The organism is Clostridium carboxidivorans P7 (assembly GCF_001038625.1).
GTDB classification, from domain to species: Bacteria; Bacillota; Clostridia; order Clostridiales; family Clostridiaceae; genus Clostridium_AM; species Clostridium_AM carboxidivorans.
The window spans coordinates 2,309,954-2,335,423 of the sequence record NZ_CP011803.1 but is presented as its reverse complement, the minus strand read 5'-3'; the positions used below and the strand labels follow the sequence as shown (position 1 = coordinate 2,335,423).

Annotated in this window: 21 protein-coding genes; 17 read left to right on the top strand and 4 right to left on the bottom strand. The window is 29.9% G+C overall.

The genetic code is table 11. From position 1 onward, the window contains the following. Positions 1 to 113 precede the first annotated feature (113 nt). Both Ccar_RS10070 and Ccar_RS10065 read left to right on the top strand, forming a co-directional pair. Entirely contained in the window at positions 114 to 1,328 is a 1,215-nt protein-coding gene (locus Ccar_RS10070; protein ID WP_007062606.1) for a multidrug effflux MFS transporter, read from the top strand. Between the two features lie 202 nt (positions 1,329 to 1,530). Beyond that, positions 1,531 to 1,860, top strand: a complete 330-nt coding sequence (locus tag Ccar_RS10065) for a tRNA-binding protein (RefSeq protein ID WP_007062607.1) — start codon at positions 1,531 to 1,533, stop codon at positions 1,858 to 1,860. A 133-nt stretch (positions 1,861 to 1,993) separates the two neighbouring features. Here Ccar_RS10065 and Ccar_RS10060 read toward each other — a convergent pair whose 3' ends face one another. Further along, positions 1,994 to 2,665, bottom strand: coding sequence for a cyclase family protein (locus Ccar_RS10060; RefSeq protein WP_007062608.1), 672 nt, complete (start codon positions 2,663 to 2,665; stop codon positions 1,994 to 1,996). A 247-nt stretch (positions 2,666 to 2,912) separates the two neighbouring features. Between Ccar_RS10060 and Ccar_RS10055 the strand changes: the two genes are divergently transcribed. The 3 genes from Ccar_RS10055 (at position 2,913) to Ccar_RS10045 (ending at position 5,546) form a co-directional block, all read left to right on the top strand. Beyond that, positions 2,913 to 3,428 (top strand): sigma-70 family RNA polymerase sigma factor, encoded by a 516-nt coding sequence (locus Ccar_RS10055; RefSeq protein ID WP_007064724.1) that lies wholly within the window; start codon positions 2,913 to 2,915, stop codon positions 3,426 to 3,428. After that, positions 3,418 to 4,344, top strand: a complete 927-nt coding sequence (locus Ccar_RS10050) for a DUF4367 domain-containing protein (RefSeq protein ID WP_007062610.1) — start codon at positions 3,418 to 3,420, stop codon at positions 4,342 to 4,344. Before Ccar_RS10055 ends, Ccar_RS10050 begins: the two co-directional genes overlap by 11 nt. Before the next feature lie 107 nt (positions 4,345 to 4,451). Then, positions 4,452 to 5,546, top strand: coding sequence for a protease complex subunit PrcB family protein (locus Ccar_RS10045; protein ID WP_007062611.1), 1,095 nt, complete (start codon positions 4,452 to 4,454; stop codon positions 5,544 to 5,546). 294 nt (positions 5,547 to 5,840) lie between these two features. Here Ccar_RS10045 and Ccar_RS10040 read toward each other — a convergent pair whose 3' ends face one another. After that, positions 5,841 to 6,521, bottom strand: a complete 681-nt coding sequence (locus Ccar_RS10040; RefSeq protein WP_007064024.1) for an epoxyqueuosine reductase — start codon at positions 6,519 to 6,521, stop codon at positions 5,841 to 5,843. Positions 6,522 to 7,076: 555 nt separating this feature from the next. On the opposite strand from Ccar_RS10040, the gene Ccar_RS10035 reads away from it, so the two are divergent. Genes Ccar_RS10035 through Ccar_RS10025 form a run of 3 tightly spaced genes read left to right on the top strand, consistent with a single transcriptional unit; the run spans position 7,077 to position 10,380 of the window. Further along, positions 7,077 to 8,420 carry a CapA family protein gene (locus Ccar_RS10035; protein WP_007064025.1) on the top strand — a complete coding sequence of 448 codons (1,344 nt, stop codon included), beginning with the start codon at positions 7,077 to 7,079 and terminating at the stop codon, positions 8,418 to 8,420. Between the two features lie 15 nt (positions 8,421 to 8,435). Further along, positions 8,436 to 9,770: a M20/M25/M40 family metallo-hydrolase gene (locus Ccar_RS10030; RefSeq protein WP_007064026.1), complete on the top strand. Its 1,335-nt coding sequence runs from the start codon at positions 8,436 to 8,438 to the stop codon at positions 9,768 to 9,770. Between the two features lie 58 nt (positions 9,771 to 9,828). Continuing rightward, positions 9,829 to 10,380 (top strand): TetR/AcrR family transcriptional regulator, encoded by a 552-nt coding sequence (locus Ccar_RS10025; RefSeq protein WP_007064027.1) that lies wholly within the window; start codon positions 9,829 to 9,831, stop codon positions 10,378 to 10,380. A 187-nt stretch (positions 10,381 to 10,567) separates the two neighbouring features. On the opposite strand, the gene Ccar_RS10020 is transcribed toward Ccar_RS10025, so the two are convergent. Further along, positions 10,568 to 12,562, bottom strand: a complete 1,995-nt coding sequence (locus Ccar_RS10020) for a methyl-accepting chemotaxis protein (protein ID WP_007064028.1) — start codon at positions 12,560 to 12,562, stop codon at positions 10,568 to 10,570. Positions 12,563 to 12,904: 342 nt separating this feature from the next. On the opposite strand from Ccar_RS10020, the gene Ccar_RS10015 reads away from it, so the two are divergent. The 3 genes from Ccar_RS10015 (at position 12,905) to Ccar_RS10005 (ending at position 15,923) form a co-directional block, all read left to right on the top strand. After that, complete coding sequence (locus tag Ccar_RS10015; RefSeq protein WP_007064721.1) at positions 12,905 to 14,911, top strand: methyl-accepting chemotaxis protein; 2,007 nt, start codon at positions 12,905 to 12,907, stop codon at positions 14,909 to 14,911. A 159-nt stretch (positions 14,912 to 15,070) separates the two neighbouring features. Continuing rightward, complete coding sequence (locus Ccar_RS10010) at positions 15,071 to 15,448, top strand: BMC domain-containing protein (RefSeq protein ID WP_007062215.1); 378 nt, start codon at positions 15,071 to 15,073, stop codon at positions 15,446 to 15,448. A 10-nt stretch (positions 15,449 to 15,458) separates the two neighbouring features. Beyond that, positions 15,459 to 15,923, top strand: coding sequence for a EutP/PduV family microcompartment system protein (locus Ccar_RS10005; protein WP_007062216.1), 465 nt, complete (start codon positions 15,459 to 15,461; stop codon positions 15,921 to 15,923). 439 nt (positions 15,924 to 16,362) lie between these two features. Here Ccar_RS10005 and Ccar_RS10000 read toward each other — a convergent pair whose 3' ends face one another. Further along, complete coding sequence (locus tag Ccar_RS10000) at positions 16,363 to 18,294, bottom strand: FUSC family protein (RefSeq protein WP_007062217.1); 1,932 nt, start codon at positions 18,292 to 18,294, stop codon at positions 16,363 to 16,365. A gap of 229 nt (positions 18,295 to 18,523) precedes the next feature. On the opposite strand from Ccar_RS10000, the gene Ccar_RS09995 reads away from it, so the two are divergent. The 6 genes from Ccar_RS09995 (at position 18,524) to Ccar_RS09965 (ending at position 25,470) form a co-directional block, all read left to right on the top strand. Then, positions 18,524 to 19,240 (top strand): histidine phosphatase family protein, encoded by a 717-nt coding sequence (locus tag Ccar_RS09995; protein ID WP_007062218.1) that lies wholly within the window; start codon positions 18,524 to 18,526, stop codon positions 19,238 to 19,240. 54 nt (positions 19,241 to 19,294) lie between these two features. Further along, the gene (locus Ccar_RS09990; protein WP_007062219.1) at positions 19,295 to 19,966 is read left to right on the top strand and encodes a response regulator transcription factor; all 672 of its coding nucleotides are present in this window, start codon (positions 19,295 to 19,297) and stop codon (positions 19,964 to 19,966) included. Next, the gene (locus Ccar_RS09985) at positions 19,953 to 21,425 is read left to right on the top strand and encodes a sensor histidine kinase (RefSeq protein ID WP_048030051.1); all 1,473 of its coding nucleotides are present in this window, start codon (positions 19,953 to 19,955) and stop codon (positions 21,423 to 21,425) included. The genes Ccar_RS09990 and Ccar_RS09985 overlap by 14 nt, the downstream gene beginning before the upstream one ends. Before the next feature lie 208 nt (positions 21,426 to 21,633). Continuing rightward, entirely contained in the window at positions 21,634 to 22,509 is an 876-nt protein-coding gene (locus tag Ccar_RS09980) for an ATP-binding cassette domain-containing protein (RefSeq protein ID WP_007062222.1), read from the top strand. Continuing rightward, positions 22,506 to 24,743 carry a gluzincin family metallopeptidase gene (locus tag Ccar_RS27375; RefSeq protein ID WP_242852193.1) on the top strand — a complete coding sequence of 746 codons (2,238 nt, stop codon included), beginning with the start codon at positions 22,506 to 22,508 and terminating at the stop codon, positions 24,741 to 24,743. The genes Ccar_RS09980 and Ccar_RS27375 overlap by 4 nt, the downstream gene beginning before the upstream one ends. Further along, positions 24,736 to 25,470 carry a hypothetical protein gene (locus Ccar_RS09965; protein WP_007062225.1) on the top strand — a complete coding sequence of 245 codons (735 nt, stop codon included), beginning with the start codon at positions 24,736 to 24,738 and terminating at the stop codon, positions 25,468 to 25,470. Before Ccar_RS27375 ends, Ccar_RS09965 begins: the two co-directional genes overlap by 8 nt.

Genomic DNA, 25,470 nt, shown 5'->3' with positions numbered 1-25,470 from the left:
AAGATTGACAACTGTTTATAAAAATGTTATATTCAAAATAACTCGGAGGGTTTATGTAACTGGATAAGAGATTTGATTTCTTATCTGGTTTTTTTATATAAGGGGGAAGACAAATGACGAAAACAGTTATTCGTGGAACGCAGAAGTATTTGGGAGTTAACGGACTTATTATATTTATTGCAGTTATGAATATGTTTATTCCTTTATCTATTGATTTATATTTACCATCATTACCTACTATGGGGGAGTATTTTAAGGTATCATCTTCTATTGTAAATTTAACATTAGTTTGTTTTTTCTTTTTCTTTGCAGTAGGAATTTTTATTTTTGGACCTTTTAGTGATAAATATGGACGTAAACCTATTTTGATTATTGGAATTTTAATTTACACTATTGCCAGCGGACTTTGTGCTGTATCAACCAGTATTTATCAATTAATCGCATTTCGTATCATTCAAGCCTTAGGTGCAGGCAGTATTATAGTAGTTTCAATGGCACTAATTAAAGATTGTTTCAGTGGAGAAACCAGGGATACTATATTAGCTGTAGTTCAAGGTATGTCTGTTATAGCGCCAATGGTTGCGCCTATAGTGGGAGCAATTATATTGAAGTTTGGTAACTGGAGAGATACATTTTGGGTATTGATGATTATAGGAATTTTAAATCTAATTGCAGCAATATTATTTGAAGAAACTCTGCCAGAAGAGGAACGATATGAGGGTACTATAAAAGGATCCATAACTCGTTTGCTTGTGGTAGGAAGAAATCCAGGTTTTACAAGTGTATTAATTATATTTTCTCTATATATGGCACCATATATGGCTTATATATCAGTATCATCCTATGTATATGTTAAATATTTTCATTTAAGTGCACAGATTTATAGTTATTTCTTTGCTGCTAATTCTTTCTTTGCCATGTTAGGACCTGTTGTTTATTTAAAAATAGCATGCAAAACTACAGTAAAAAAGTTTTCTAATGTATGCTTTTTGCTAACTTTGCTAAGCGGAATTTCTTTAATAACAGCAGGCACATATTCACCATGGTTATTCTTAATTTCATTTTTACCATTTACTCTTATTGAAGGTGCTATTCGTCCACTAAGTACTAGTATTTTATTAGAGCAGCAAAAAAAAGACACAGGCTCTGCCAGCTCACTAATAAATGCCGTAGGTACGATTTTTGGAAGTGGAGGTATGCTGCTTGGTACTTTAGGTTGGAGTAACGTGGTAGTAGGTATGGGAATTATTTTAATTGGAGCTACCTTCCTTGCATTAGTTGGCTGGATAGCTTTAGGAAAATCTAAAATTGAGGTGAAAGGAATCTAAATTAAAATAACAGAATTCAAATAATAAAGAATTTAATTTTCATAGTTTAAAAATATTGAGAAGCAATATTTTTAGTTAATAGCTAAGGGTGAAGAACTAATAGTTTATGTTAAAAACTTGTAATTTTTCATTCACTTGATATATAATTGAACAAATATGCAATTGAATTTTAACAATATTTTTATGCAAGGAGGAATTTAGTTTGGCTACTTTTGAGGATTTTATGAAATTAGATATTAGAGTTGGAGAAATTACTGAGGTGGAGTTTTTTGAAAAAGCAAAAAAACCTGCTTATAAATTATGGGTTGATTTTGGTAATGAAATTGGGATAAAAAAATCGAGTGCTCAGATTACTGAATGTTATAAAAAAGAAGAACTTATAGGTAAGCAAGTTTTAGGAGTGGTAAACTTTCCACCAAGACAAATTGCTGATTTTATGTCAGAGGTATTAGTATTAGGAATTTATGCTAAACAAGGAGTGGTATTAATACAACCTCAGCAACCTGTTAAAAAAGGTGACAAATTAGGATAATGAGTAATTTTTTTTAAAATACGATTTAAGGGGACTCTTTTTAAGAGTTCCCTTAAAAATGTCTTATTATCAACACTAATGTTTCAACTATTAACTCTTCATTATTAATTCTTAACTTGCCAAGCCTTGCTTATTATATTAAGTTAAAGTTTTGTTTGTTATCGTCTAAAATGGCAATTGCTCTAACAGGTGCTCCATCAGAATTCTTAAATTTTAGTGGAAGTGCACAAAAGGTAAATAAATCATCTCCAACCTTGTCCAAACAGGTTAAGTTTTCAATGATAACTATATCACTTTTTGCTAAAAGTTTTTTGTGAATTGTTAAGTTTTCATCTGAAATAGGATCAATACCTATAACATCCAAACCTACACCTTTCTTACTGCTTCCTAATAAGTATTCAGCAACTTCTTCTGTGATATAAGGGTATTCTCCAAAATAGGAGCTTGTGCCCCAATATTTATCCCAGCCAGTGTGAAAAAGAATAAATTGTGCTTTATCTGCCTTTTCCTTTACAGCTTCAATATATTTTATGGTGATTTTTTCGCCTTCTTTTAAATCACTACAATCAATAACTAAACCTTTTCCTACAAATTGTTCTGCAGAAAATGAGTCCAGAGTAGTTCTTTTGGAAAATAAATGTGCAGGTGAGTCCATATGAGTTCCTGTGTGAGAAAACATTGTAAGTAAAGTTTCCTTAAAGCCATTTTTTTCATAGGTACTTGCAACGTCTAATTTAGGTCCATCTGTACCTGGATAAACTGGCATGTTTTCTGAAATAGTATGTGTCAAATCAATTATATTCATAAAAATCCTCACTTTCTTTGTGAAAAATATTCGTAATTCAATATTATAAAACAATTGTAACATATTTTGTAAATAATAGATTATCAGTTTCAAAATGCTGATCTTATGTTTATAAGAAAAGTAGTATATTTTTTATTTATTTATGAAGCGTAATTAAAATTCTATACGTCTAATTTTAGAAAGCTTATTTAGTATTAACAATTACTTGATGGAGGGAAAAATATCTTGAATGAGATATTGTTAAAATATGAATGAAGAAATAAAAAGGTTAATACGCAGCTATGGAAATGATGTGCTGCGAATTGCTTATATATATTTAAAAGATAGGTATTTAGCAGAAGATGCTTTTCAGGAGGTATTTATCAAGGTTTATAAAAATTTTGATAAATTCAAAAATCAGAGTAGTGAAAAAACCTGGATTATAACTATTACTATGAATACCTGTAAGGATATGCTTAGAATTTCCTGGTTTAAAAAAGTTGTCATGTTTAAGGATATTAGTGATGATTCACTGCCAGATGCTTGTGAAAATGTAGATACTAAAGTTATAAATAAAATTGAAAATGAAAAATTGTTAAAAGAAGTTATGAATTTACCCCGTAAATATAAGGAACTTATAATTCTTTATTATTATGAAGGACTGTCCACTGGTGATATAAGCAGCATGTTGAAAATACCAGAAGGAACTGTACGCAGCCGGCTTTTTCGTGCTAGAACTGTGTTAAAATCTAATATAGGTGGGAAGATTGAATATGAAAGATAATTTGGAAAATTTCAAACAAATATCAGATGAAATTCTTGAAGATATTTATGTAACTGATGAATTAGAAAGAAAAACTTTAGAAAAATGCAATAATAAAAGATTTTTTAAATTAAACCCATTAATTGTTTCTACTGTTTCAGCTGCTGCTTTAATAGTTACTTTTGGAATATATAATCATTTTTCACATAATACTAATGTTGCTTATAATTCGGTAAAACATGAGGATAAAAGTACTATAAAGAAAAATAAGGATCTTCCTAAAATTGCAGAAAACAACAAAGTAGATGATTCTAAAGATTTAGCTTTAAATAATGAAAAAAAGCATAATTCTGAAGCACAAAATAAAAATTTAAATTCTAATACAATAACTGAAAATTCTAATTTAACAACTAATACTAATACAATAATTAAAAAAGCAGACACAACTTCACAAAGTTCAAATGGTACTAATAATAAGCCATTAAATCCATCTAAAGATACTTCTAAAGATCAAATGAATGCTAAAAAGGATGTTGATAAGGATATTGATAGGAGTGTTCCTGAAAGAGCTAATTTAAGTTGTTCGGAAAGACCTTTAGACATAGAAACTGCTGAAAATTATTTTGAAGGTAAGATTTTACTTCCTTCTTATGTTCCACAAGGGTTTGCTCTTACTAATATATCTATTCCAGATCATAATGAAAAATGTGTTAAATTGAGTTATAGCTCTGATTCTTCCTATTTTGAAATATTGCAAAGCAAAAATTTATCCAATTTGAAAGAAGATAAAATTATATCAGTTGGAAACAATAAGGCATATGAAAGTCAAAATGACACAGATACAAAAATCAGCTGGATAAGCAGTGATATACAATATACTTTAAGTGGTAATTTGCCTGAAAACTCTTTGATAGATATAGCTAAATCCATAAAATAATATTTACAAAAAAATATGGAGCGCATTTTGTTTTTTATACGTCTAAGTAGTGAAAATGAATTATGTGTGAAATAGTAGAAACTATATAATTAGGGGGAGATTTATAAATGATTAGAAAAAAATTAATACCTATATGTATTGTGCTAGCTGCAGGAGTGATATGGGCACCTATTTCAGCAAAGGGAGCTGGGGTAACTCAGGTTACAAACTATGTTAGCCAGCAGCCAGAAGTTTATAATAAAGTTAACTTTCAGGTGATAACATATAATGATGCTCCAGACGCTTTAACAAAAGCAATAGATACCTATAAGAATACTGAAGGATTTGTTTATTATTTAGACAGTACTTCAAATAATTTATATGTGGCTGTTATGTCAGGAGAAAAACCTACTGGTGGTTACAGTATTAAAGTAGATTCTGTAGAAGATGCAAATGGAAAAGCAAATATATTGGTAGAAGAAACAAAGCCAGATAAAAATTCATTAGTAAATCAAATGGTAACTTATCCTTATACTATAATAAAGACTCAAGTATCATCTCCAAACATAAGCGTAAAAAATTCTTCTGGAAAAGTTTATGATTTGCTAGGTGCTAAAAAAGATGATGATAATCCAATAATAGGTTCCTCTTTCATTTTGGGTCAGTTAAAAAATATATATACCACAAATGATTTTATATTTTTAGAAATTCAAAATGAAAGTAATGAATCAGAGCTGTTTTATGTTAATAACAATGATCAATGGAAGAACAAAATAAAGGATTTAAAATTAAATAGTAATGTAAGTGTACAATATGCACTGGGAACTCCGCAAAAATATAATGAAAAATCCGCATTTCCTTTAAGTAAAATAAATTTACCTGTAGATATCAATTGGTTAAAGGACAAAAACTGGCAGGATTTAAAGAATTACTCAAATGTTTCTCAAAATAAGCAGTGGAAAATATGCTTTAATCAACAGCTTAAAGAACAAAATGTAAATGGTTCAAATGTTTATGTGACAGATAGCAATGGAAATATAATTCCAACAGCAGTACGTTTGTTGGAAGATAAAAAATCTATAAGTATAACTCCATATAAACCATATGAACTTGGGCAAAATTATTACATTTTTATAACAAATAAAATAAATGGTACTGATAACTCTTCTTTCAAAGGTTTTAGAATGAACTTTCAAATAATGGATAGCTTTACTATCAAATAGAAAAATGAATTAAAAAATAAAGTTCCATTAAAGCTTTAAAATATAAGCTTTAATGGAACTTTATTTTTATCCGATCGCTACCATTGCTAACACCCCATCGCACACAGTGAAAGCGACTATCACCAAATCGAAGATTTGGGATATATGCTTTTCTATCAAAGTGGTGGATAATCACTGCTACGCGCCTGGATAAGTTCTTCTTAAGTTCAGGTTCAGCTGGGTTAAATGTCTAAATGACATTTAACTAGCTTTGCTCAGGAGAAAGTCATTCTTGTAAGCAAACTCCATCTGAACTTAAGAATCACTTGATATTTTTGAAAAAGGACATACTTCTCTACAAGTATAGCAGGAATATATAAAGCCACCACCAGGAGTTGAGGAGATACAGGATTGTCTACATTTCTTTTGAATTATTGTAGTGCCATCTAGTGCAGATTGAGGACAGGATTTTAAACAAAGATTGCAGCTTTCAATACATAAATTACGTGATAAAGCATCTGAAGCTAATTCTATATTTGTAATCACTGCTCCAAGATAAAGCCTGTTGCCGTATTTTTCATTTACCAATAATGTGTTTTTTCCAATACATCCTACACCACAAGCTTGAGCTGCATGCTTTAGTGACAATATTCCCCTGCCATGTTTGTTTTCTGAATCCCAATATTCATAAGGTTCGTCAGATGGAATTGGAATTGCCTTGTAACCTTGATCTTCAATATGAAAAGTCAGTTTAATGGCAATGTCATCTAATAATTGAACTGATTTATTTTTTACAAGAGTATAAGGAGCTTTTGTATTTGCAGCAAATAAGCTTGCTGGAAAGTGTTTACCAATGGATATAACTGATTTTGCTTCAGGATAAATATCCAGTGGATGAAAACCCTTTGGAGCATCTTTAAATCTATCTATACTCCCAATTCCACATACATCAGCACCAAAGGAGTAAGCTAATTTTTTTATATAATTACTATCCATAAATTTATTCAATCCTCTCTTTTTAATTAATACACCAATTAAGCATAATGTACTGCGAGATGCAGCGGAAGTTTGAATTTTAACTTAAATTGTATTTTACATCAGTGTATCATAAAACATATACAATGATAAGTCGATTATTTTAATCAATTTAATCGAATTTTACGATTTGATATAATCTAATAATGATCTTATAAGTTTACCTTTTCCTATAAAGCAGTCATTATATTCACATTGCTTATGCTGCCTAACATTGTTTATTTTATATCACCACCAACAGACATTCCTGATACCCTTGGAAGTAGTATGAGATTTATAGGGACTATTGAAAATATATTTAGGATTATTTCATTTTTCCTGTATGTTGTCTTATTTGTACAGCATTTTGGCTTGACTGTATTCCGGCAGTATTAACTATGATCATATTTGGAATGGTCCATGCACTTTCCCATTTTGTTATTGACAGAAATTTTCTGTAGTCCTATAATAACTTTAAGACTATAAAAACCCAAAACGTATTTATAGTTTTTAAAAAGATTTAAGGGTGGGAGTGTATTGAGTATTAAAACAGGTATGATAAAAACAGTATTAAAAACAGCTGGTTTAATAAATTATAAAAAATATAAGTATTCACAGGAATATGAAGATAATTTCAAATACATGGATTGGAGAGAAAAGCTTTGGTGGGGATATAAATTTTTTATTAAACAGCCTGATATGGGGGAAAGAGGAAAGAATATTGAAGAATATTTTTTATATCAAAATTTGAATTACAATCCACCAAAGGATTTTGTTAAAAAGAGCAGCTTGTTTTTAACTGCTGCAGGTGATTTAAATGCATCGGCTCATATAAGACCAGATAATACAAAAAACATGTGGGAAGATGTAGGTGATTTTTATTTTTCTGGAGATATTGTTGTGGCAAATTTGGAAGCACCATTAAATCCTAAACATTCTTCAAAGGGTGTGCCTACAGAATTTACATCCCCACCTGCTTTAAATACAAGTCCTGAAATGTTTGAAAGGTTTTGCTTAAATGGAAAAGGTATAAATTTTTTTTCTACAGCTAATAATCATTGTCTTGACCAAGGTGAGGATGGTTTAATTGAAAATCTTGATTTCCTTGATTCTAAGGGATATCCACATGTTGGTACGTCAAGATCAAAAGAAGAACAGGATGATACACCTATAATAGAAAAGAACGGTATTAAAATTGCTTTTTTATCTTATACTTATAGTCTTAATGGAAGAGAAACGACAAAGGAAAAAGAATATCTTACAAATTATATTAGATTAAATAAACCTGATACGGATATTGAAATTATAAAAAAACATGCTGCTAGTGCTAGGAAAAAGGGAGCAGATATTGTTGTGGCAGTGCTTCATTGGAGTATTGAATTTGAAACCTATCCTATTCAAAATGTAATTGATATGGGGCATAAAATTATGGAATGTGGAATTGATATCATTCTTGGTGGTCATCCTCATGTTGTACAGCCTATGGAAAAATATGAATTTAAAGATCCTTTTACAGGTGAAGCAAAGAATGGATTTATTATATATTCTCTTGGAGATTTTGTAGCTTATCATAAATATACGAAAAATACAAAGCTTTCCTGGATAATTGGTCTTGAAATTTCAAAAGGCATTTTAAAAGAAAAACAGGTTACTTTGATTACAGGTCTTAAAGTTTTACCAATATACATCTACACAGGATTTCAAAATAATTACTGTAACACATTTAAATTTTTAAGATTTGAAAAACTTTTAAAGCAGCTTGAAAGTGGTGAAAATTTATACGATTTTAATGATAAGGAAATTGAAGAATTAAAAAGACTTAAAAAATATTTATATAAATGCCTGCTTCCAAAGGAACATGGTAATTTACTTGTGAAATAAATAGGGGGAATAAGTATGGGGATTAATATTGATGATTTTAGTATAAATTTACTTCAAAGGCTTATAGGCTTTAACACTACAAATCCTCCAGGAAAGGAGAGAGAATGTATATTATTTCTTGAAGGCATTTTTAAGAGTGAAGGATTTAAAACTCAAATCATAGGCAAAAATGATGAGAGACTTAATTTATATGTTTGTTATGAAGGAAAAAGCGAAGCACCTCCTTTACTTATGTATGGTCATGTTGATGTTGTCACAACAGAAGGTGAAAATTGGAAGCATGGTCCGTTTACAGGAAAAATAAGTGATGGATGTATTTGGGGAAGAGGTACTCTGGATATGAAGGGTGCAGTTGCAATGATGTGTTCAGCGCTTATAAAAATGAAAAGGGAAGGAAAAAAGCCTTCTGGAGATATTATTTTAATGATTGTGTGTGATGAAGAAAATGGTGGAATACAAGGGGCAAAATATGTATGTGATGAATATGCAGGACTTTTTAAAGATGTAAAATATGCTATTGGAGAAATTGGTGGATTTACTATGTATTTTGGAGAAAGGAAAGTTTATCCCATAATGATAGGAGAAAAGCAAAAATGTGATGTGAAAATGACATTTAAGGGTGAAGGCGGCCATGGTTCTATGCCTGTTAGGGGAGGAGCAATGGGGCAGCTTGGATACGTTCTGAATACAATGGATAAAAAGTACTTGCCTTGTCACATTATACCTGAAGTAAAACTGATGTTATCTGAGCTTTCAGCCGTACTGCCATCTCCATATAAAATTATTTTTAAATCACTGATGAATCCTATTACCTGCAATAAGACACTTAAGCTTTTAAAGGGTAAAGGGAGATTTTTCGAGCCACTGCTTCACAATACAATTACTCCTACAATTGTAAGGGGAGGAAAGAAAATTAATGTTATACCACAAGAAATAACTCTTGAGTTTGATGGTAGAATACTGCCTGGGTATGGTTCAGATAATCTTAAGAAAGAAATAAAAACATTACTTGGAAAAGAAGTTAACATGGAAATTACAAACTTTGTGAAAGGACCCAATAAGCTTAATATGGGACTTTATAAATTTTTAGGAGACATTTTAAAGGAAAAGGATAATGAGGGTGCACCAATACCTTATTTTGCAAGCGGGGTAACAGATGCAAGACATTTTTCAAAACTTGGAATACAGACTTATGGTTTTACACCAATGTATTTTGAAAAGGGTGTAGATTATTCTAAGCTTATACATTCAGCAAATGAAAGAATACCAATAAAAGCACTTAAGTTTGGTACAGATGCTATATATAAACTTCTTACAGGGTATAGTAGCAGCAGAATTTTAAAAAGTTAGGATTATGATTAAAACTTATTCATGTTATAATATCAATGTAAAATAAGGAGGGAATAGCTTGAAAGAAAGAATACTTGATGCTGTTTATAGGCTTGTTAAAGTTAAGGGTATAAATGGCTTTACTATGAATGATATTTCAAAAGAGCTCCATATAGGAAAACAGACTATATACACATATTTCAAAAGTAAAGATGAATTAATGATAGAACTTGTAAGAAGCAGCTTAGAAGATAATAAAAATCTAACTGAAGCGGCTGTTGCAGAAGCTCATGAACTTAAAGAAAAACTAACAGCTGCAATGATTTCATACCATAAATATAATATACCTTTAGAGCTTTTAGAGGAAATTAGAAAAATGTATCCAGAATTATGGAGTGCATTAGAGGAACAGAGAAATTTTAAACTTAAAATGGTAAGGAATATATTAGATGAAGGAATAAAAAGTGGTGAAGTGTCAAAAAAGATAAACCCGCAAATTATAAATTATGTACTTGATAAAGTTACATTAGCCTTATTAAGTGATGAGTTCCTTCAAGAAAACAATATGAGTTTGAATAAGGGAATTGAAGAATTAATAGATATTATTTTTTATGGGATACTTATAAGATAAAAGATTTGTTGTCCTGCTAAAAACAAGAATAAAGAAATAACAATTTTATAATATGTTCAATGTTATATTATGTAAAAAATGCGGCTGCTGCACTAAGAAATTTACACACAATTATTCTTAATGCAGCAGCCACATTTTTAAAATTAGATTAGAAGAAATCTTATAATTGCTGTTTTTAAAAATTTGCTTAAATTTTAAATTTAGAAATTTGGATTTTTAATTTATCAGAACACTCTTTTGCTTTAAGCACTTGTTCTAATATATAATTTGAATTATCGTTAATTCCAAGTACTTTATCTGAAATATTTACTACTTCATTTGTTCCTTCACTTGCAGACTGTGTTACACCATCTATAGTTTTGAGTACATCACTAATTGATGCTAAAAGTTCCTGTGAGGTAGAACTAAAACCTACTACTAAACTTTCTACAAATTTAGCATCATTACTATATTCATCTGCCACCGTAATCATTGATTTATAATCATTAATTACATCAGTCTCCATAAACTTTAAAATATTAGTGGAATTTTGAGAAAGGTTTTTTACTGCTTCAATTACCTTATTAGTTATATTTTGTATTTTAGAAGCTGCATCTTTTGATTTTTCTGCAAGTTCTTTAATTTCTTCAGCAACTACTGCAAATCCTTTTCCTGATTCTCCTGCTCTTGCAGCTTCAATGGATGCATTTAAAGCTAAAAGACCTGTTTGTTCTGTTATTTCCATAATAGTATCTGAAAGTACGTTTATTTCTTCTGCAACACTTGAATTTTTTATAGAAATTTCAAGTTCTTTTGTTGTATTTGCAAATATTTCAAAACCTTTTTTCTGAGATATTTGTATATTTTCTTTAGTTTTAGCTGCTCTTTCATTTATTTTTTCAGCTTGCACTGCACCTTGTTGGGATTTTTCAGCTATAATATGAGTAGCTTGACCTATTTCTTGTGCTGCAGCTGACATTTCTTCAGCGGAGGCAGTAGTTTCTTCCATACCTGCTGATAATTCTTCTGTATTTGAGGATACTTCGGTTACATCTTCATTTAAATTTGACATTTTCTCTTTTATATTATTTACTATAATTTCTATTATATATGATTCATCTTTTACTTGTTTTATTAATTCTATAATTGAACTTTTCATTGAAATTGCAGCATTAGCAAGTTGTCCTATTTCATCTTTTCTTCCTAATAAATAATCGCAGCTATTATCAGAAGTTAAATCCAGATTAGAAGTTTTATTTACCGATTTTGTTAAAGATATTATTGGATTTGCAATTTTTCCTCCTATGTATAAAGAAAATAAAATTGAAAGTACTAATACTGTAATTATTACTAAAATAAATCCTATAAGTAATGAGTGTAAGGGTTTTTCTAATTCACTTTTAGGTACTGCAATACCAACAATCCAATTACAAGAATCAATTTTACTATTGACAAAATATTTCTCTTTGTTATCAAAATCCTTTAATAAAGTTATTTGATTGTTTAATATTTTAGAAAATCTTCCATTCATAATTGTGCTAATGTTTTTACTTTTGTCTTTAGCAGGTTGAAAATCTTTATTAGGGTGAACTATAAAATTATTTTTGTTATCTAATAAAAATGCATAGCTGTTATTTATAGTTTTTGATTTTTCTAATGTATTTGTAATTGTATCTAATTTAATATCACAACTTACAACTCCAATTATTTCATTATTTTTTACTATAGGTTTAGATATAGAAACTACTATTTTCTTTGTAAGTTCATCTAAATAAGGCTGGGAATAAACTAGTCCATTTTTCTTGACAGCATCTTTATACCAATCCCTTTGAGTACAATCAAAATCTTTGTCAGGTACCCATCCAGATCCGTCTAAATATCGTTTGTCTTTGAAACCTATATATGCACCTGCAGTGTTAGGATTATCCTTTGTCTTTTTTTGTAAATATTCTAAAATCTTATTATTATCATTTACATCCATTTCTTCAATGCTTCCGCCAATTTCTTTAACTATTTTTCCTTGACCATCCATCCATCCATTAATCATTTCAGAATATTTACCTGATTGTGCAATAATTTTACCTTTAGATTCATTCATTATTAAATTGTAAGATATAAAATAACTTACTGAAGCTAATACCAATAAACTTAGTATGCATATAGATGAGATAATTAATGTTATGTTTTGTTTAATGCTTTTCATGAGTTATACTGTCTCCTTTTTAAATATGTGTAATGTATAAATAAAATTAGTTACGCAAATGACATTGTATACCTAGTTTTATTGGTTTTCAACTCTGCTTTTTTTAGCATAGAAATAAATACATATGAAGTAATAAATAGTTTCTGGTGATTTTTGTATATAATATAAAAAATTAAAAACTATTTATGCAGGTTGTATTAAAGATTTATATGTTTAAAATGTATGTTAAAAAATAATTAATGTTGAAAAATAATTAATATAGTGTAAAATATAAATAACAACAGTTATCATTTGATACATAATTTCAATAAATTGATAGCAAGAGGAATGGGAGGAATTAAATTGAAGTTTAAGAGTATTAAGACAAAAATGGCTATATCCTTTGGAGTGTTGATTTTAATTATTTGTATAGGACTTGGAACAGTATCTTTTATAGAATCTTATAACACATTAGCTTCTAATGCTACTGAGTCTTTATTTCAAATGGCAGAGCAATCTGCAAAGTTTGTTGAGACTAAAGTTGAAGGACAATTAGATGCAATGGAGGCATTGGCAGGAAATTACTATATAAAGAGTGATACCTTGCCTGTAGATCAAAAGCTAAATATTTTAAAAGATGAAGTGCAGAGAAGTGGTCATATAAGCATGGGCATAGGTGATGTTAGTGGTAATGTTATCTTTACAGATGGAGTAAAGGCAAATTTATATGATAGGGAAAACTATAAACAAGCACTTCAAGGTAAGAGCTCAGTTTCAGATCCTGTTTTGGGTAAAGCTGATAATAGACTTGTTATGTCTTATGCCGTTCCAATTAAGGATGGTGGAAAAGTTAAAGGAGTTTTAATTGCTACTCGTGATGGAAGTGAATTGAGCAAATTAACGCAAAATATTAAGTATGGTAAAACTGGAACAACTTTTATGATAAGCAAAAGTGGACATAATGTAGCAAATAATGATATATCCCTTGTACGTAAAATGGAAAATGTAATTGAGAAAAGTAAAAGCGATCCAAGCTTGCAGGAGCTCATGAAATTTGAAGGTTATATGATGGAAGGCAAGAGTGGTGCAGCTGGTTATACATATAGAGATGGAACAAAAAAATATATTGGTTATGCGCCTGTAAAAGGTACCAATTGGTCATTAGGAATATCTGTACCTAAATCTGAAGTTATGGAAAGCCTTACGAAAAATGAAATACTGGAGACAGCCACTACTATTATATTCGTATTAATAGGTGTATTAATAGCATTTTTTATTACTTCACTTATAGCAAAACCTATAAATGCAATTACAAAGCATTTAAAAATAGTAGCATCTGGTGATTTTACGATACCAGTACCTGAAAAATTGTTAAAAATGGAAGATGAATCCGGGATACTTGCCACTGCAGTAAAGGATATGCAGGAAAGCCAGGGAAACATAATTAAAAATATAATAGAACAATCTTCAAATGTAACTGAAAATATGAAACAAATCAATATGGAAATGGAGAATCTTAATAAAAGTATAGAAGAGATATCAGCAACTACAGAACAGTTATCGGATACAACAGAGAAAACTGCTGAATCTGCTGAAGAAATAAATGACATATCAAAGACAATAGAAAATAATGCAGAATCTATATCACAAAAGGCTGAGCATAGTTCTGAAAGTGTTTCAAAAGCAAGTAATATGTCAGAAGAAATGAAGCAAAAGGCCATAAAATCTAGAGAGAGTATAATGAGTATATACAAAAACACAAAAGAAAGTTTGGAAAATGCTATTAAAGAGTCAAAAGAGGTTTCCAAGATCAATGAATTATCTTCAGCAATTCTTGATATTATGGAAAATACTAATTTACTAGCATTAAATGCATCTATTGAAGCTGCAAGAGCAGGAGAAGCAGGTAAGGGGTTTGCAGTTGTAGCAGATGAAATAAGGAGTCTTTCTGATGATTCCAAAGACACTGTAGGTAGAATACAGGAGGTTACTAAAAATATTTTAGAAGCTGTAGGAAATTTATCATCTGGTGCTTATGAAATATTGGAATTTATAGATAAAAAGATTTTGCCTGATTATAATGAAATTGTAGTATCTCATGAAAAATCCAGTAAGAATTTTTCAGATATAAGTGACATGGTAACAGACTTTAGTACTACTTCTCATGAGCTTCTTTCATCAGTTCAAAATGTATCAAAATTGATGGAGGAAATATCTGATAGTGGAAATGAACAAGCAAGTGGAGCTCAAAATATTGCAGGTGAAACTTCTTACATAACTAGAATGTCAGGACATGTTGTGGAATTAACTGAAAAGGCAAAAGAAAAATCTGATTCCTTAGTAAATACAGTTTCAAAGTTTAAAGTGTAAAATTTGAAGATGCCTTAAGCTTTAATTTAATAAATAGCTCATAAATTTAGTAATTTTTTTACGAGTTTTAGGTGGAATTAGACATCAAGTTGACAGCCATTTGGCAATAACGTATCATTGAATTATTGACAGAAAATTAAGTCGAATGGAGATGAGAATATGGATTTCAAAAATGCTCTAGATCAAGAAGGTAAAATAAGAGCTATTCAGGAAATGGTTCCAGGAAAACAAATTACCATTGCACATATAATTGCTAGTCCTGATGAAATTATATATAAGAAATTGGGATTAAATCCTACTGTTGATTATAAAAGAGCAGCTATTGGCATTATGACTATGTGTCCTAGCGAAACTACAATTATTGCAGGAGATATAGCTACTAAGACTGCTAATATAGATTTAGGATTTGTAGATAGATTTAGTGGAACGTTGATTATAACAGGTGGTCTTTCTGAAGTTGAATCTGCAATGAAATCTATTATAGATTATTGTAGGGACAACCTTCTCTTTACCGTATGTGAATTGACAAGAACGTAGGTGATAATATATGAAGAAAATAATCTTATTTGGTAGAAGTGAATGTGGAAAGACTACTCTCACGCAGGCGCTACGAGGTGAAAAAATTTCATATCATAAAACTCAATATATTAATCATTTTGATGTAATTATTGATACACCAGGAGAATATGCAGAAAATAGATCTTTAGCATCTGCTCTTGCACTGTATTCCTATGAAGCGGATGTAGTGGGTTTAGTAATTAGTTCTATAGAACCTTATTCACTATTTGCGCCTAACATTGTACCTTGTGTAACACGAGAAGTCATAGGTATAGTAACACAAATAGATCAACCTGAAGGTAATCCCAAACGAGCAGAAGAATGGTTAAAGCTTGCTGGTTGTGAGAAAATCTTTTATGTAAGTTCCTATACTAATGAAGGAGTATGGCAAATACTGGACTATCTCAAAGAGGATGGCGATGTTATGCCCTGGGATAATGAATTACATAAATAAATACATTGCGACACAACTTTTTAGGTGAAGTCCGCATTGAATATATGATGTATAAAAGCTAACCGTTCATTAAGGAGCTCTAATGTCTAAAATTTAAAAAATTCCTACCCGCTCAAATGTCCCTTCCTGGGACTTTCGCGGCTTGAATCGTCCTGATTCAAATTACGAAATTTTTTAAATTTTAGGCATAAGAGCTCTTAAATTCACTCAAAAGCTTTTATCCACCATATATTCAAAGCTCCCTTCACCTAAAAAGTTGTGTAGTAATTATTGTAATTCTAATATTAAGAATTGCTTATAATACATTATGATACAAATCGCAGCTTTCATAATACTTATCATATATCACGGAGTAAAAGTTAAAATCCAAACTTCCACTGCATTCTTACACAGAGCATAATTTTTAATATGAAAGTCATCCTTTATTTTAACCTAAGAATCACTTGATACTTAGTGCTTCTTGAAGTATATTAATTTCCTTACAAATTTTTGGAAGTTCCTCCATAATAGGAACTTTTTTAGGTTGTACAGGTAGTCTTTGTTCAATAGCTGTTGCCATTGTTTCAAATACAAGGAGCAATTGTGCTAAATTTTCATCAGATATCTTCAAAGATCTATTTACTATGGAGCCATATTCAAGTATATAACTGATATGTTCTAATGAAAAAACTGCAGGCCACATCATTTGAAGCATTTCCTCATCGTTAGGAATTTCACCTAATGCTGTGTTATAGGCCATTTTAAAATTCATAAGATTTATTTTCATTTTTTCCTTTATCCACTCTGTATTATTCTCACTGTTTTCTGCAGCTTTAGATGCTAAACGAACTAGTACTCTAGCTTGACTGCGTATTAACTTTACCATTAAATCTGGCAGTCTACTGGAAGCTGAATGGTGTCCAATGATGTAAGTACCGATAAGCCCAATTACAGATCCAATAAGTATATCTGTAATACGTGCAGCTGCAAAATAAGAAACATTATGTATTTGGGTTGAAGTTTCTGCTATAAGCAGTGCATTTGGTGTGATGAATACTGCAGCTAAGGCATAATTTTTAGCAATAAAAAGTTCTGTCAATGCTGTTAGACACATATTGATTATAACTATCATGAAACCTTGGGGCTGCAGCTTAAAAATAACAAGGGCTATCATTATTCCAGCAATAGTACCACAGGAACGTTGAATTGACCTATGAAAGGTAGACAAAATAGTTGAACCAAGCATAACAGAGGCACAGGATAATGTAATCCAATAAGGTCTTGTAAATGAAAATTTAAAAGCTATCATAGTTGATATTGAAAGAATAAATCCAAATCTAACTGCATTGACAAATACTATTGAATCTTTATTACAGGCTTTAATAAGCTTCATTTTTAACGAAGGTTTTGAAATTTTGATACTATGTCCAATATATTCTAATGGTATATTAATAATAGCTTCGATATCATAAATTGTCTCTAAAAAGTTATGATAATCTTTATCCATCTCATTAGATATTGGGTCTAGTTTAATTACATCTCCATCTACCAATTCAATTCCCGTATATAGTTTTCTTATGAGCTCACTAAATTCTTTTGGCAATTTAGTATTTTTATTAGAGCACAATTCAAGCATTTCCAAAAATAACTTGTTGGCTTGTTCATTTAGAAGAACTAATCTATTAAAAAAGAATGAGTTTTTCCATGGAATATAACCTGTTAAAAGGGTTTCTTCTGATTCTTTTAAAGCATTAACAGCACGCTGCCTGGCGTTATTGATATTATCACTGCCAATGGCTTCACTAAATTCTGCTAAAGATAAGTATAATTCCTTAAGTGCTTTTATTTCAGGATTATGTGGATTACGAAACCAACCTATCATACTAACTATCCATGAAAAACAGCCACTAGCAAAAACTACAGCAGTACGTATAGGTGCTGATGATGGATCAATAGTCATTCCTGTTGTCATTAAAAAACTTAATACAAAAAATATTGCTGCTGGACCTGGTATTTTAAGTACACCAAATATAAAAGTTGCAGCAGCTCCAATTATACCTACAGTGAATATGACCAGCATAGGATAAGGTGACATTAATGTTCCTAAAGCAACTGAGAGACTTATGCCAGCTGCAACAAAAAATATTTTTTTTGCACGCTGAGCATAGGGTTCGTTAAAAGTATATAAATATGAAAAACTTCCTATTGCACCTAATAGACCTAAATGCAGCTCACCGAATAACAATCCCATTATTACTGGAAATCCTGCACATACGGCAGCACCTATAGCTTTGGTCCAGGGAAAAGGTCCTTTTCTAACTTGAAATGATTGTTTTAATATGGTTAACAAAGAGTTACCATTAGATAAATTTTGTTTGCTTTTTTTAAACATTTTACACCTTCTTTACTATAAATTAATTTCAAACTCAATTGTAAAAATCCATTATTTAAAATACCTTATATTAATTATACTGTCAATACCCTATAAAATCTATGAGATGTATACTTTGTAAAATTTTTAAATTCATATCACTATATAATGAAATGATTTTAAATATAGGTTATAATAATCATGATGTAGAATATTGGGATAAATTTCATGTATAGTTGTGGAGGAAAATATGACAGATAAAAATAAAGGAAAAGTTATTTTATATTTAATGAGACATGGACAAACTATTTTAAATAAAGCTGAGAGAACTCAAGGCTGGTGTGATGGTGTTCTTACTAAGGAAGGTATAGAGGTAGCTGTAAACACTGGATTGGGACTTAGTAATGTAAATTTTAAAGCAGCTTACAGTAGTGATTTAGGCAGAGCGGTAAAAACTGCAAAAATTGTTATAAGTGAAAATAAGGCAAGTACAAATTTGAAATTGAAAGAACTTGAAGGCTTAAGAGAGGTTTATTTTGGAAAGTACGAAGGAGAATTTCAAAATATAATGTTTAGTGACATACTTAAGTATCTTAATGTAAGCTCAATTAAAGAAGCAGAAGCAAAATATGACTTTCAAAAAGAATATTGTAATGCATGCGCTGCTCTGGATGAAACAGAAGAAGCTGAAAGTTATGACATTATAATAAAAAGGGTAATGAATAGCTTAAAGGATATATGTGAGGAAAATTCAAAGGACAATGGAGGAAATGTACTTGTAGTAGCTCATGGAGGAGTAATTAGATTGATTATTGATTACCTTGACAAGAGTTTTGCTCTGCGAGCTTTGGATAACTCTAGTATATCTGAAGTTGTATATGAAAATGGAACTTTCAAGGTTGAATCTGTAAATGATACTAGCTATAGTGAAAAAGGTAAATCTATGATGTCTAAGTTGAAAATTTAATTAAACTTCACAAGAAATACACAATTTCCATGTATAATTCAGTTAGGTGATATTATGAAGAAAATTTTAGTAGTTGAAGATGAAATAGATATTCAAAACATTATTAAGGCATTTTTAGAAGATGCCTGCTATGAAGTGGATACATCCAATGATGGCATAGAAGGATTTGAAAAATTCAAACTTTCAACATATGATCTTATAATATTAGATATTATGCTTCCCAAAATAAGTGGTTTTGCTGTTTGTGAAATGATTCGTAAGGAATCTCATGTTCCTATAATTATTTTAACAGCGCTTGATGATGATCAGAATCAAATAAAAGGATTTGATTTAATGGCTGACGATTATATTTCCAAACCTTTTTCTCCTCAAATTTTATTAAAAAGAGTAGAGGCTGTTCTTAGAAGATTCAACGAATCCTTTGCAAATTTAGATAATACAGTTGTTGCTTACAAGGATATAAAATTGGATAAAAATGCTGCAAAAGCTTTTGTAGCTTCAAAAGAATTAGAATTAACTGCAAAGGAATTTGAACTTTTGAATATGCTTATAGAAAATAAAGGAATAGTGCTTACAAGAGAGGTAATTTTGAATAAGTTATGGGGATATGATTTTTATGGGGATGAACGTGTAGTGGATACCCACATTAAAAATTTACGAAGAAAATTAGGAGTGGATTATATCCAAACCATACGAAAGGTAGGGTATAAACTTGAAGGTAATTAGAAAAAACAGCATAATTACGAAGATTTTTGCTATTACGAGTGCTTTGCTTCTTATTTCTACTTTACTAATTTATGTAATTATTGTTTTTATCATGCCAGTTTACTATACTAGTTATAAAAAAGATACTATAAATAAAGGTTTAAATCAACTTGTAGATCAATTAAAAAGTGTACCACTTAATGATTCTCTAGGGGTTATTCAAGATTTTGCAGTTAAAAATAATGTTGACATTCAGGTTACGGATTTCCAAAAAGAAAGCTTTGCTTCTATAAAAAATTCAAATGTGATTTTTGGTCCTTATAAATCAGAAGAAAAAACGCCTAACAAATCAAATACCAATACTGCAGTTACAACAATAGCTGAGAATAATAATCTCACTTCCTTTAGTATCAAAAAAGAAGTGAAATTTAAAAATGATTCATCAACTTATTATCTCTGCCTAAGTGCTAGCCTTCAACCAGTAAGTGAAGCATCAAAGGTTTTACTAAAGCTGCTGCCATATATCTTGATTTGTATATTTTTCATAGCAATGATTGGTGCAGTACTTTATGCAAAAATTATTTCAAAACCTTTGATTGAAATAAATAAGATAGCTAAAGAAATGGTAAATATGAATTTTGCATTAAAATGTAAGGTTGGCAGCAAGGATGAGATTGGGGAGCTTGCTCAAAGCTTAAACGTGCTAACAGTTAATCTTGAGAAATCCATGAATGATTTAAAAGAAAGTAATAAAAAACTTAAAAGTGATATAGATAGAGAACGTGAAATTGAAGGTAGGCGACGTGAATTCCTTGCTACTATTTCACATGAACTAAAAACACCTATTACTGTACTTAAAGGTCAACTTGAAGGAATGATTTATAATGTTGGAATTTATAAAGATAGGGAAAAATACCTTAAACATTCATTGCAGGTTGTTGATAATATGGGTGAATTGGTCATTGAGTTTCTGAATATATGCAAAATGGAATCAATGAACTTTATGAAAAATTCTATTGATCTTCAGGATATTTGTTTAAATAAAATGGTAAATAACTGTATTCAAAACATATCTTTTATGGCAGAACAAAAAAATATTAAGCTTATTTCTAATATTGAAGATAATGTAATAGCACAAGTTAATGGAAAACTTATCTATAAGGCATTTTCCAACATTATAGGTAATGCAATTACACATTCACCAAACAATTCAGTTGTTAAAGTTAATCTTAAAAAAGTAGATAGTACAATAATATTTGAAGTGAAAAATTCAGATGTTCGTATTGAAGAAAAAGAAATTTTAAAAATTTTTGATGCCTTTTATCGGGTGGATAAATCTCGAAGCAGAAAAACAGGTGGAAGTGGTTTAGGATTATACATTGTTAAAATGGTTTTTGAATTACATAACATAAAATATAAAATTGAAAATACGGATGATGGAGTAAAATTCAATGCTATTTTTACTACATATAATATATAGTCAATTAATTTATTCAACTAGATAATATTAACTTAAAGCTGATTTCGAATAATAAAATATACTTAGTATAGGATTTATTTCCATATAATTTGGAAGTAAGTCCTTTTTATTTTGTAAAAAAACACACAAAACACACATAAAAAACACGTTAACCACAAGTTTTTACTTTATTATAATTCATGAATCAAAAACATAAGGAGGTTTTTCTATGGAAATACATATGAGTAATTTATGTATGGTATACAAGACAGGTAAAGAAGCATTAAAAAATGTGAATTTACAATTAAAAAGTCCAAGTCTTATTGGCCTTGTAGGTCCAAATGGTGCCGGTAAGAGCACACTCATGAAAATTTTAGTAACTAGGCTTCTGCAGACATCAGGAACTGTTACAGTGGATGGTCAAAAGCTTTATGGCAATGAAAAATATATAAAAAATAAGCTAGGTTATCTTCCACAGGATTTTGGGTTGTATGATGAACTCACAGTTTATAACTTTCTTGATTATATTGCAGCACTAAAGGGATTAGAAGGGGATAAAAAAAATATTATTGAGAATATAATTTTAGATACAAATCTTATGGATAAAAGAAATTCAAAAATAAGTACACTGTCTGGTGGACAAAAGCAAAGAGTGGGAATAGCTCAAGCTATGCTTGGAAATCCTGAGCTTTTAATCCTAGATGAGCCCACTGTTGGTTTAGATCCTGAAGAAAGAATCAACTTTCGTAATATGTTTTCTAAAGCTTCCAGTAATAAAATTGTAATATTATCAACTCATATTATAGATGATGTGGAGTCCATATGTAACAGGTTAATAGTTATTGATAAAGGAACCATTCTTTTTGATGGAACACCAGAAAAACTTATAAAAAATGCAGAAGGTCACGTTGCCACCTGCATTGGTGAGAGCATGGCTGATATATTAGTAGAAAAAAACTTTAAAATTACATCAAGAATTTCTACTGCTAAAGGTTTGAATTATAGAATAGTAGGAGAAGTTTTACCTGATGGTATTAATTTAGTTTCTCCCTCCCTAGAAGATGCATATATGTTTCTCATGCTAAAAGAAGAGGTGAAGGCATGAATTTTTCAAGACTTATATGGAATGAACTAAAAAAGTTAAAAAGCTCCTGCATTACATGGATTTTCATAATACTTGCAGCAATGTCTCCAGTTTTAGGTTTTCATTATCATCCAGATATATTGGTAAGTTCAGGAACAGCAAATACACTAACTATCTTGTCTCCAGTTAAAATGGGTGCCCTTTTGGGAGCTATTTTCTTTGCAATATTTACAATTTACGAAATGGATAGAATTATTAGGTATAATATGCTTGGATTTTTTGAAGCATATGCAGATATGCAAAGATTAAATACTGCAAAAGTAATTTCTATAATTACTGCTGCAGTGATTTCAGTAATCTTAGCTTTTATATTATATTTGCCATACTCTATGTTTAAATTATCAAACTTATTTAATTTTCTTTTGTATCTTAAAAGTTACTGTTTTATTATGCTTCCTGCTTTAGTATTCAGCATAATGATTTCTGCAGGATTCTATATGATAACAAGACGTATGGATATAAGTTTCTTATTGTATATAGGTTTAGTATTTATTAGTCTAAACGCAGATAAATATCTTGCAGTGTGGATTCAAACATCAGTTCCGGCATATACAGATTGTTTTGAGAATAGTTTTCAGATAAATATTATACTTTGGAACAGACTTCTATGGTTTTTAATCTCCATAGCACTTTTGTTACTAGGAATTATCTGTACCAGAAGATACGAAAAAAACATTTTTTCTTCATTACTTATGAATTTCTTAAGACCATATCTTGTATTTTGTACAATGGCAGTATTATTAATGTGCTATGTGTTTTTTAGGTATGAACCTTATTATGATAATACACCAGATATAAATCAGGAAATGATTGCCAACAAGGATTCCAAATCAGCAATATCCATAAGTGTGTTGAAAAAAAAGGATCCTGATAATTCAATAAATATGCTAAAAACTTTTTGTGATATAAATATTGATGTTAAAAATGAATCAATTATAGGAAATGCATCTTATTATCTAGAAAATTTAGAGCAAAAATCAAAAGATATGACTATAGCCATAAATCCAGGTTACAATATTACATCAGTTAAGATAAATGGAAAATCTGTTTCTTTTAAAGATACAAAGGAAACAGAGAATAATGAAAAGTTTATAAAAATTGATCTTCCTGAAGATAAAAAGCTTTTTATGGATATAATTTATTCAGGTAAGATTCGTCAAAATCGTATTCTTCAATTTAAATATACACTTAGTGAGTCAAATATTATAAGTGATGATTATATAAGTCTTGCTGGTTGTGCACTAATACCATCACCTATAGTTCATTCAGGCGGAAGTGATGGCGAAGAAAATACTATTTCAGGACATATTACTTTACCAGCAAATCTCAAAGTAATAGCTGCCGGGAGTAAAGCTGTAAAAGTATCTGAAAATTCTCAGAAACATTTAGCATCCTGGAGTTTTTTAGGTAAAGAAAAAGAGGTTGTGTTGGCAGGAAAATATGAATGTAAAGAAATTGATGCAGGTGGTATAAATGTTGAATTTTACTATAGTCCTAAGCAAAAAGCTGTTATAGACAAGATAGGTGCAGTACAAATTATTAAAGAATCAATGGACTATTTTACAGATAAATATGGTAAGTTGGGGTACTCAAAGGACATTCCTTTAAATATAGTAATAAATGCTGGAGTTGGAGGCGGAAATGCTATAAAAAATATATGCAATATTTCAGAAGATACTTTTGAAAAGGATGGTTTCTTTAATCCTTCAAAAATCGAAAATGGTCTTAATGGAAATAGTGTAGAAACTCTTGTTCATGAAATATGTCACCAATGGTGGGGAATAAATGTAAAGCTTCCAGTTGAAATACAATCTTCCTGGTCTCCAGAAGGGATTACAGTATACAGCACATATAAGTTTTTACAGTATAAATATGGTGCAAAATATGCTTACACTGCTGATGTTAAACATTGGAAGGAAGGATTAGAATCTTTAAAAAGAAATTTTTACTATCGTAATCCATCTTATATGGATGTTATTCCAGAAAAATATCTTTTTAATGTACTTGCTAGTCTAAACTCTACCAGAAGCTATAGTTTGGTGCCTCTACAAATTTATAAAGCTGAACAAATAGTAGGAGAAAAAAAGTTTGAATCAATTCTTGCAAAGTTGTTCCGAAGGTATAAAGCAAACTTAAGTTATGATGACTTTTTAAGAGAATGTGGACTTGCTAAGGAGGAGATATCTGTTGAATAATATAAGAATGATAAAATATGAAATACAAAGACTTATTTTTTCTAAAATATATGTACTGATGTTCATAACAACTATATTGTTTACATATCACATATTGACCAATAATGTAATACTTGGTACAGGTGATACAGCGCCCTTTTCCAAGTGGAGCTATTCTAAATTTATTTGTGAGATAAATCCTTTTTTGCTGATTATACTCCTGTTCTTCTGTACCTATACTTTTTCAAAAAAGGAATTTCGTGTAAGAACTATCACTATGACTACACCAATGTCAACTGCAAAATATTATCTGATTAAAGGTGCATCAATATTTTTTGCCTACGCTATTACTGCTGCAGTAACAATTGGATTAAGTTTAATATTTTATGCATTAGTATTTAAATTTTATAGCTTTCAGGATTTTATTGTACCTATATTGCTTTTTCTCCTGCCACCTGCCATCTTTATATTTGGATTGGCAATGGTTCTTGGCAGCATAAATGAATTTCTAATTTTTATACTAATGCCTGTTGTATATTTTATAGGAAATGTGAATTATAAAATTCCCTTAGAGTTAGATTTGTTTTGCAATAATTTTATAGAGAATTACCTCTTTTCAATTAAAATAAATCTATTAGGAGATGTACCATTTTTAATTCCTGGCAGCATGATAATAAGCAGATTGACTTTTATAGCAATTGGGATCTTACTATTTGCATATTTATGTATCATATCAAATAAAAAATAA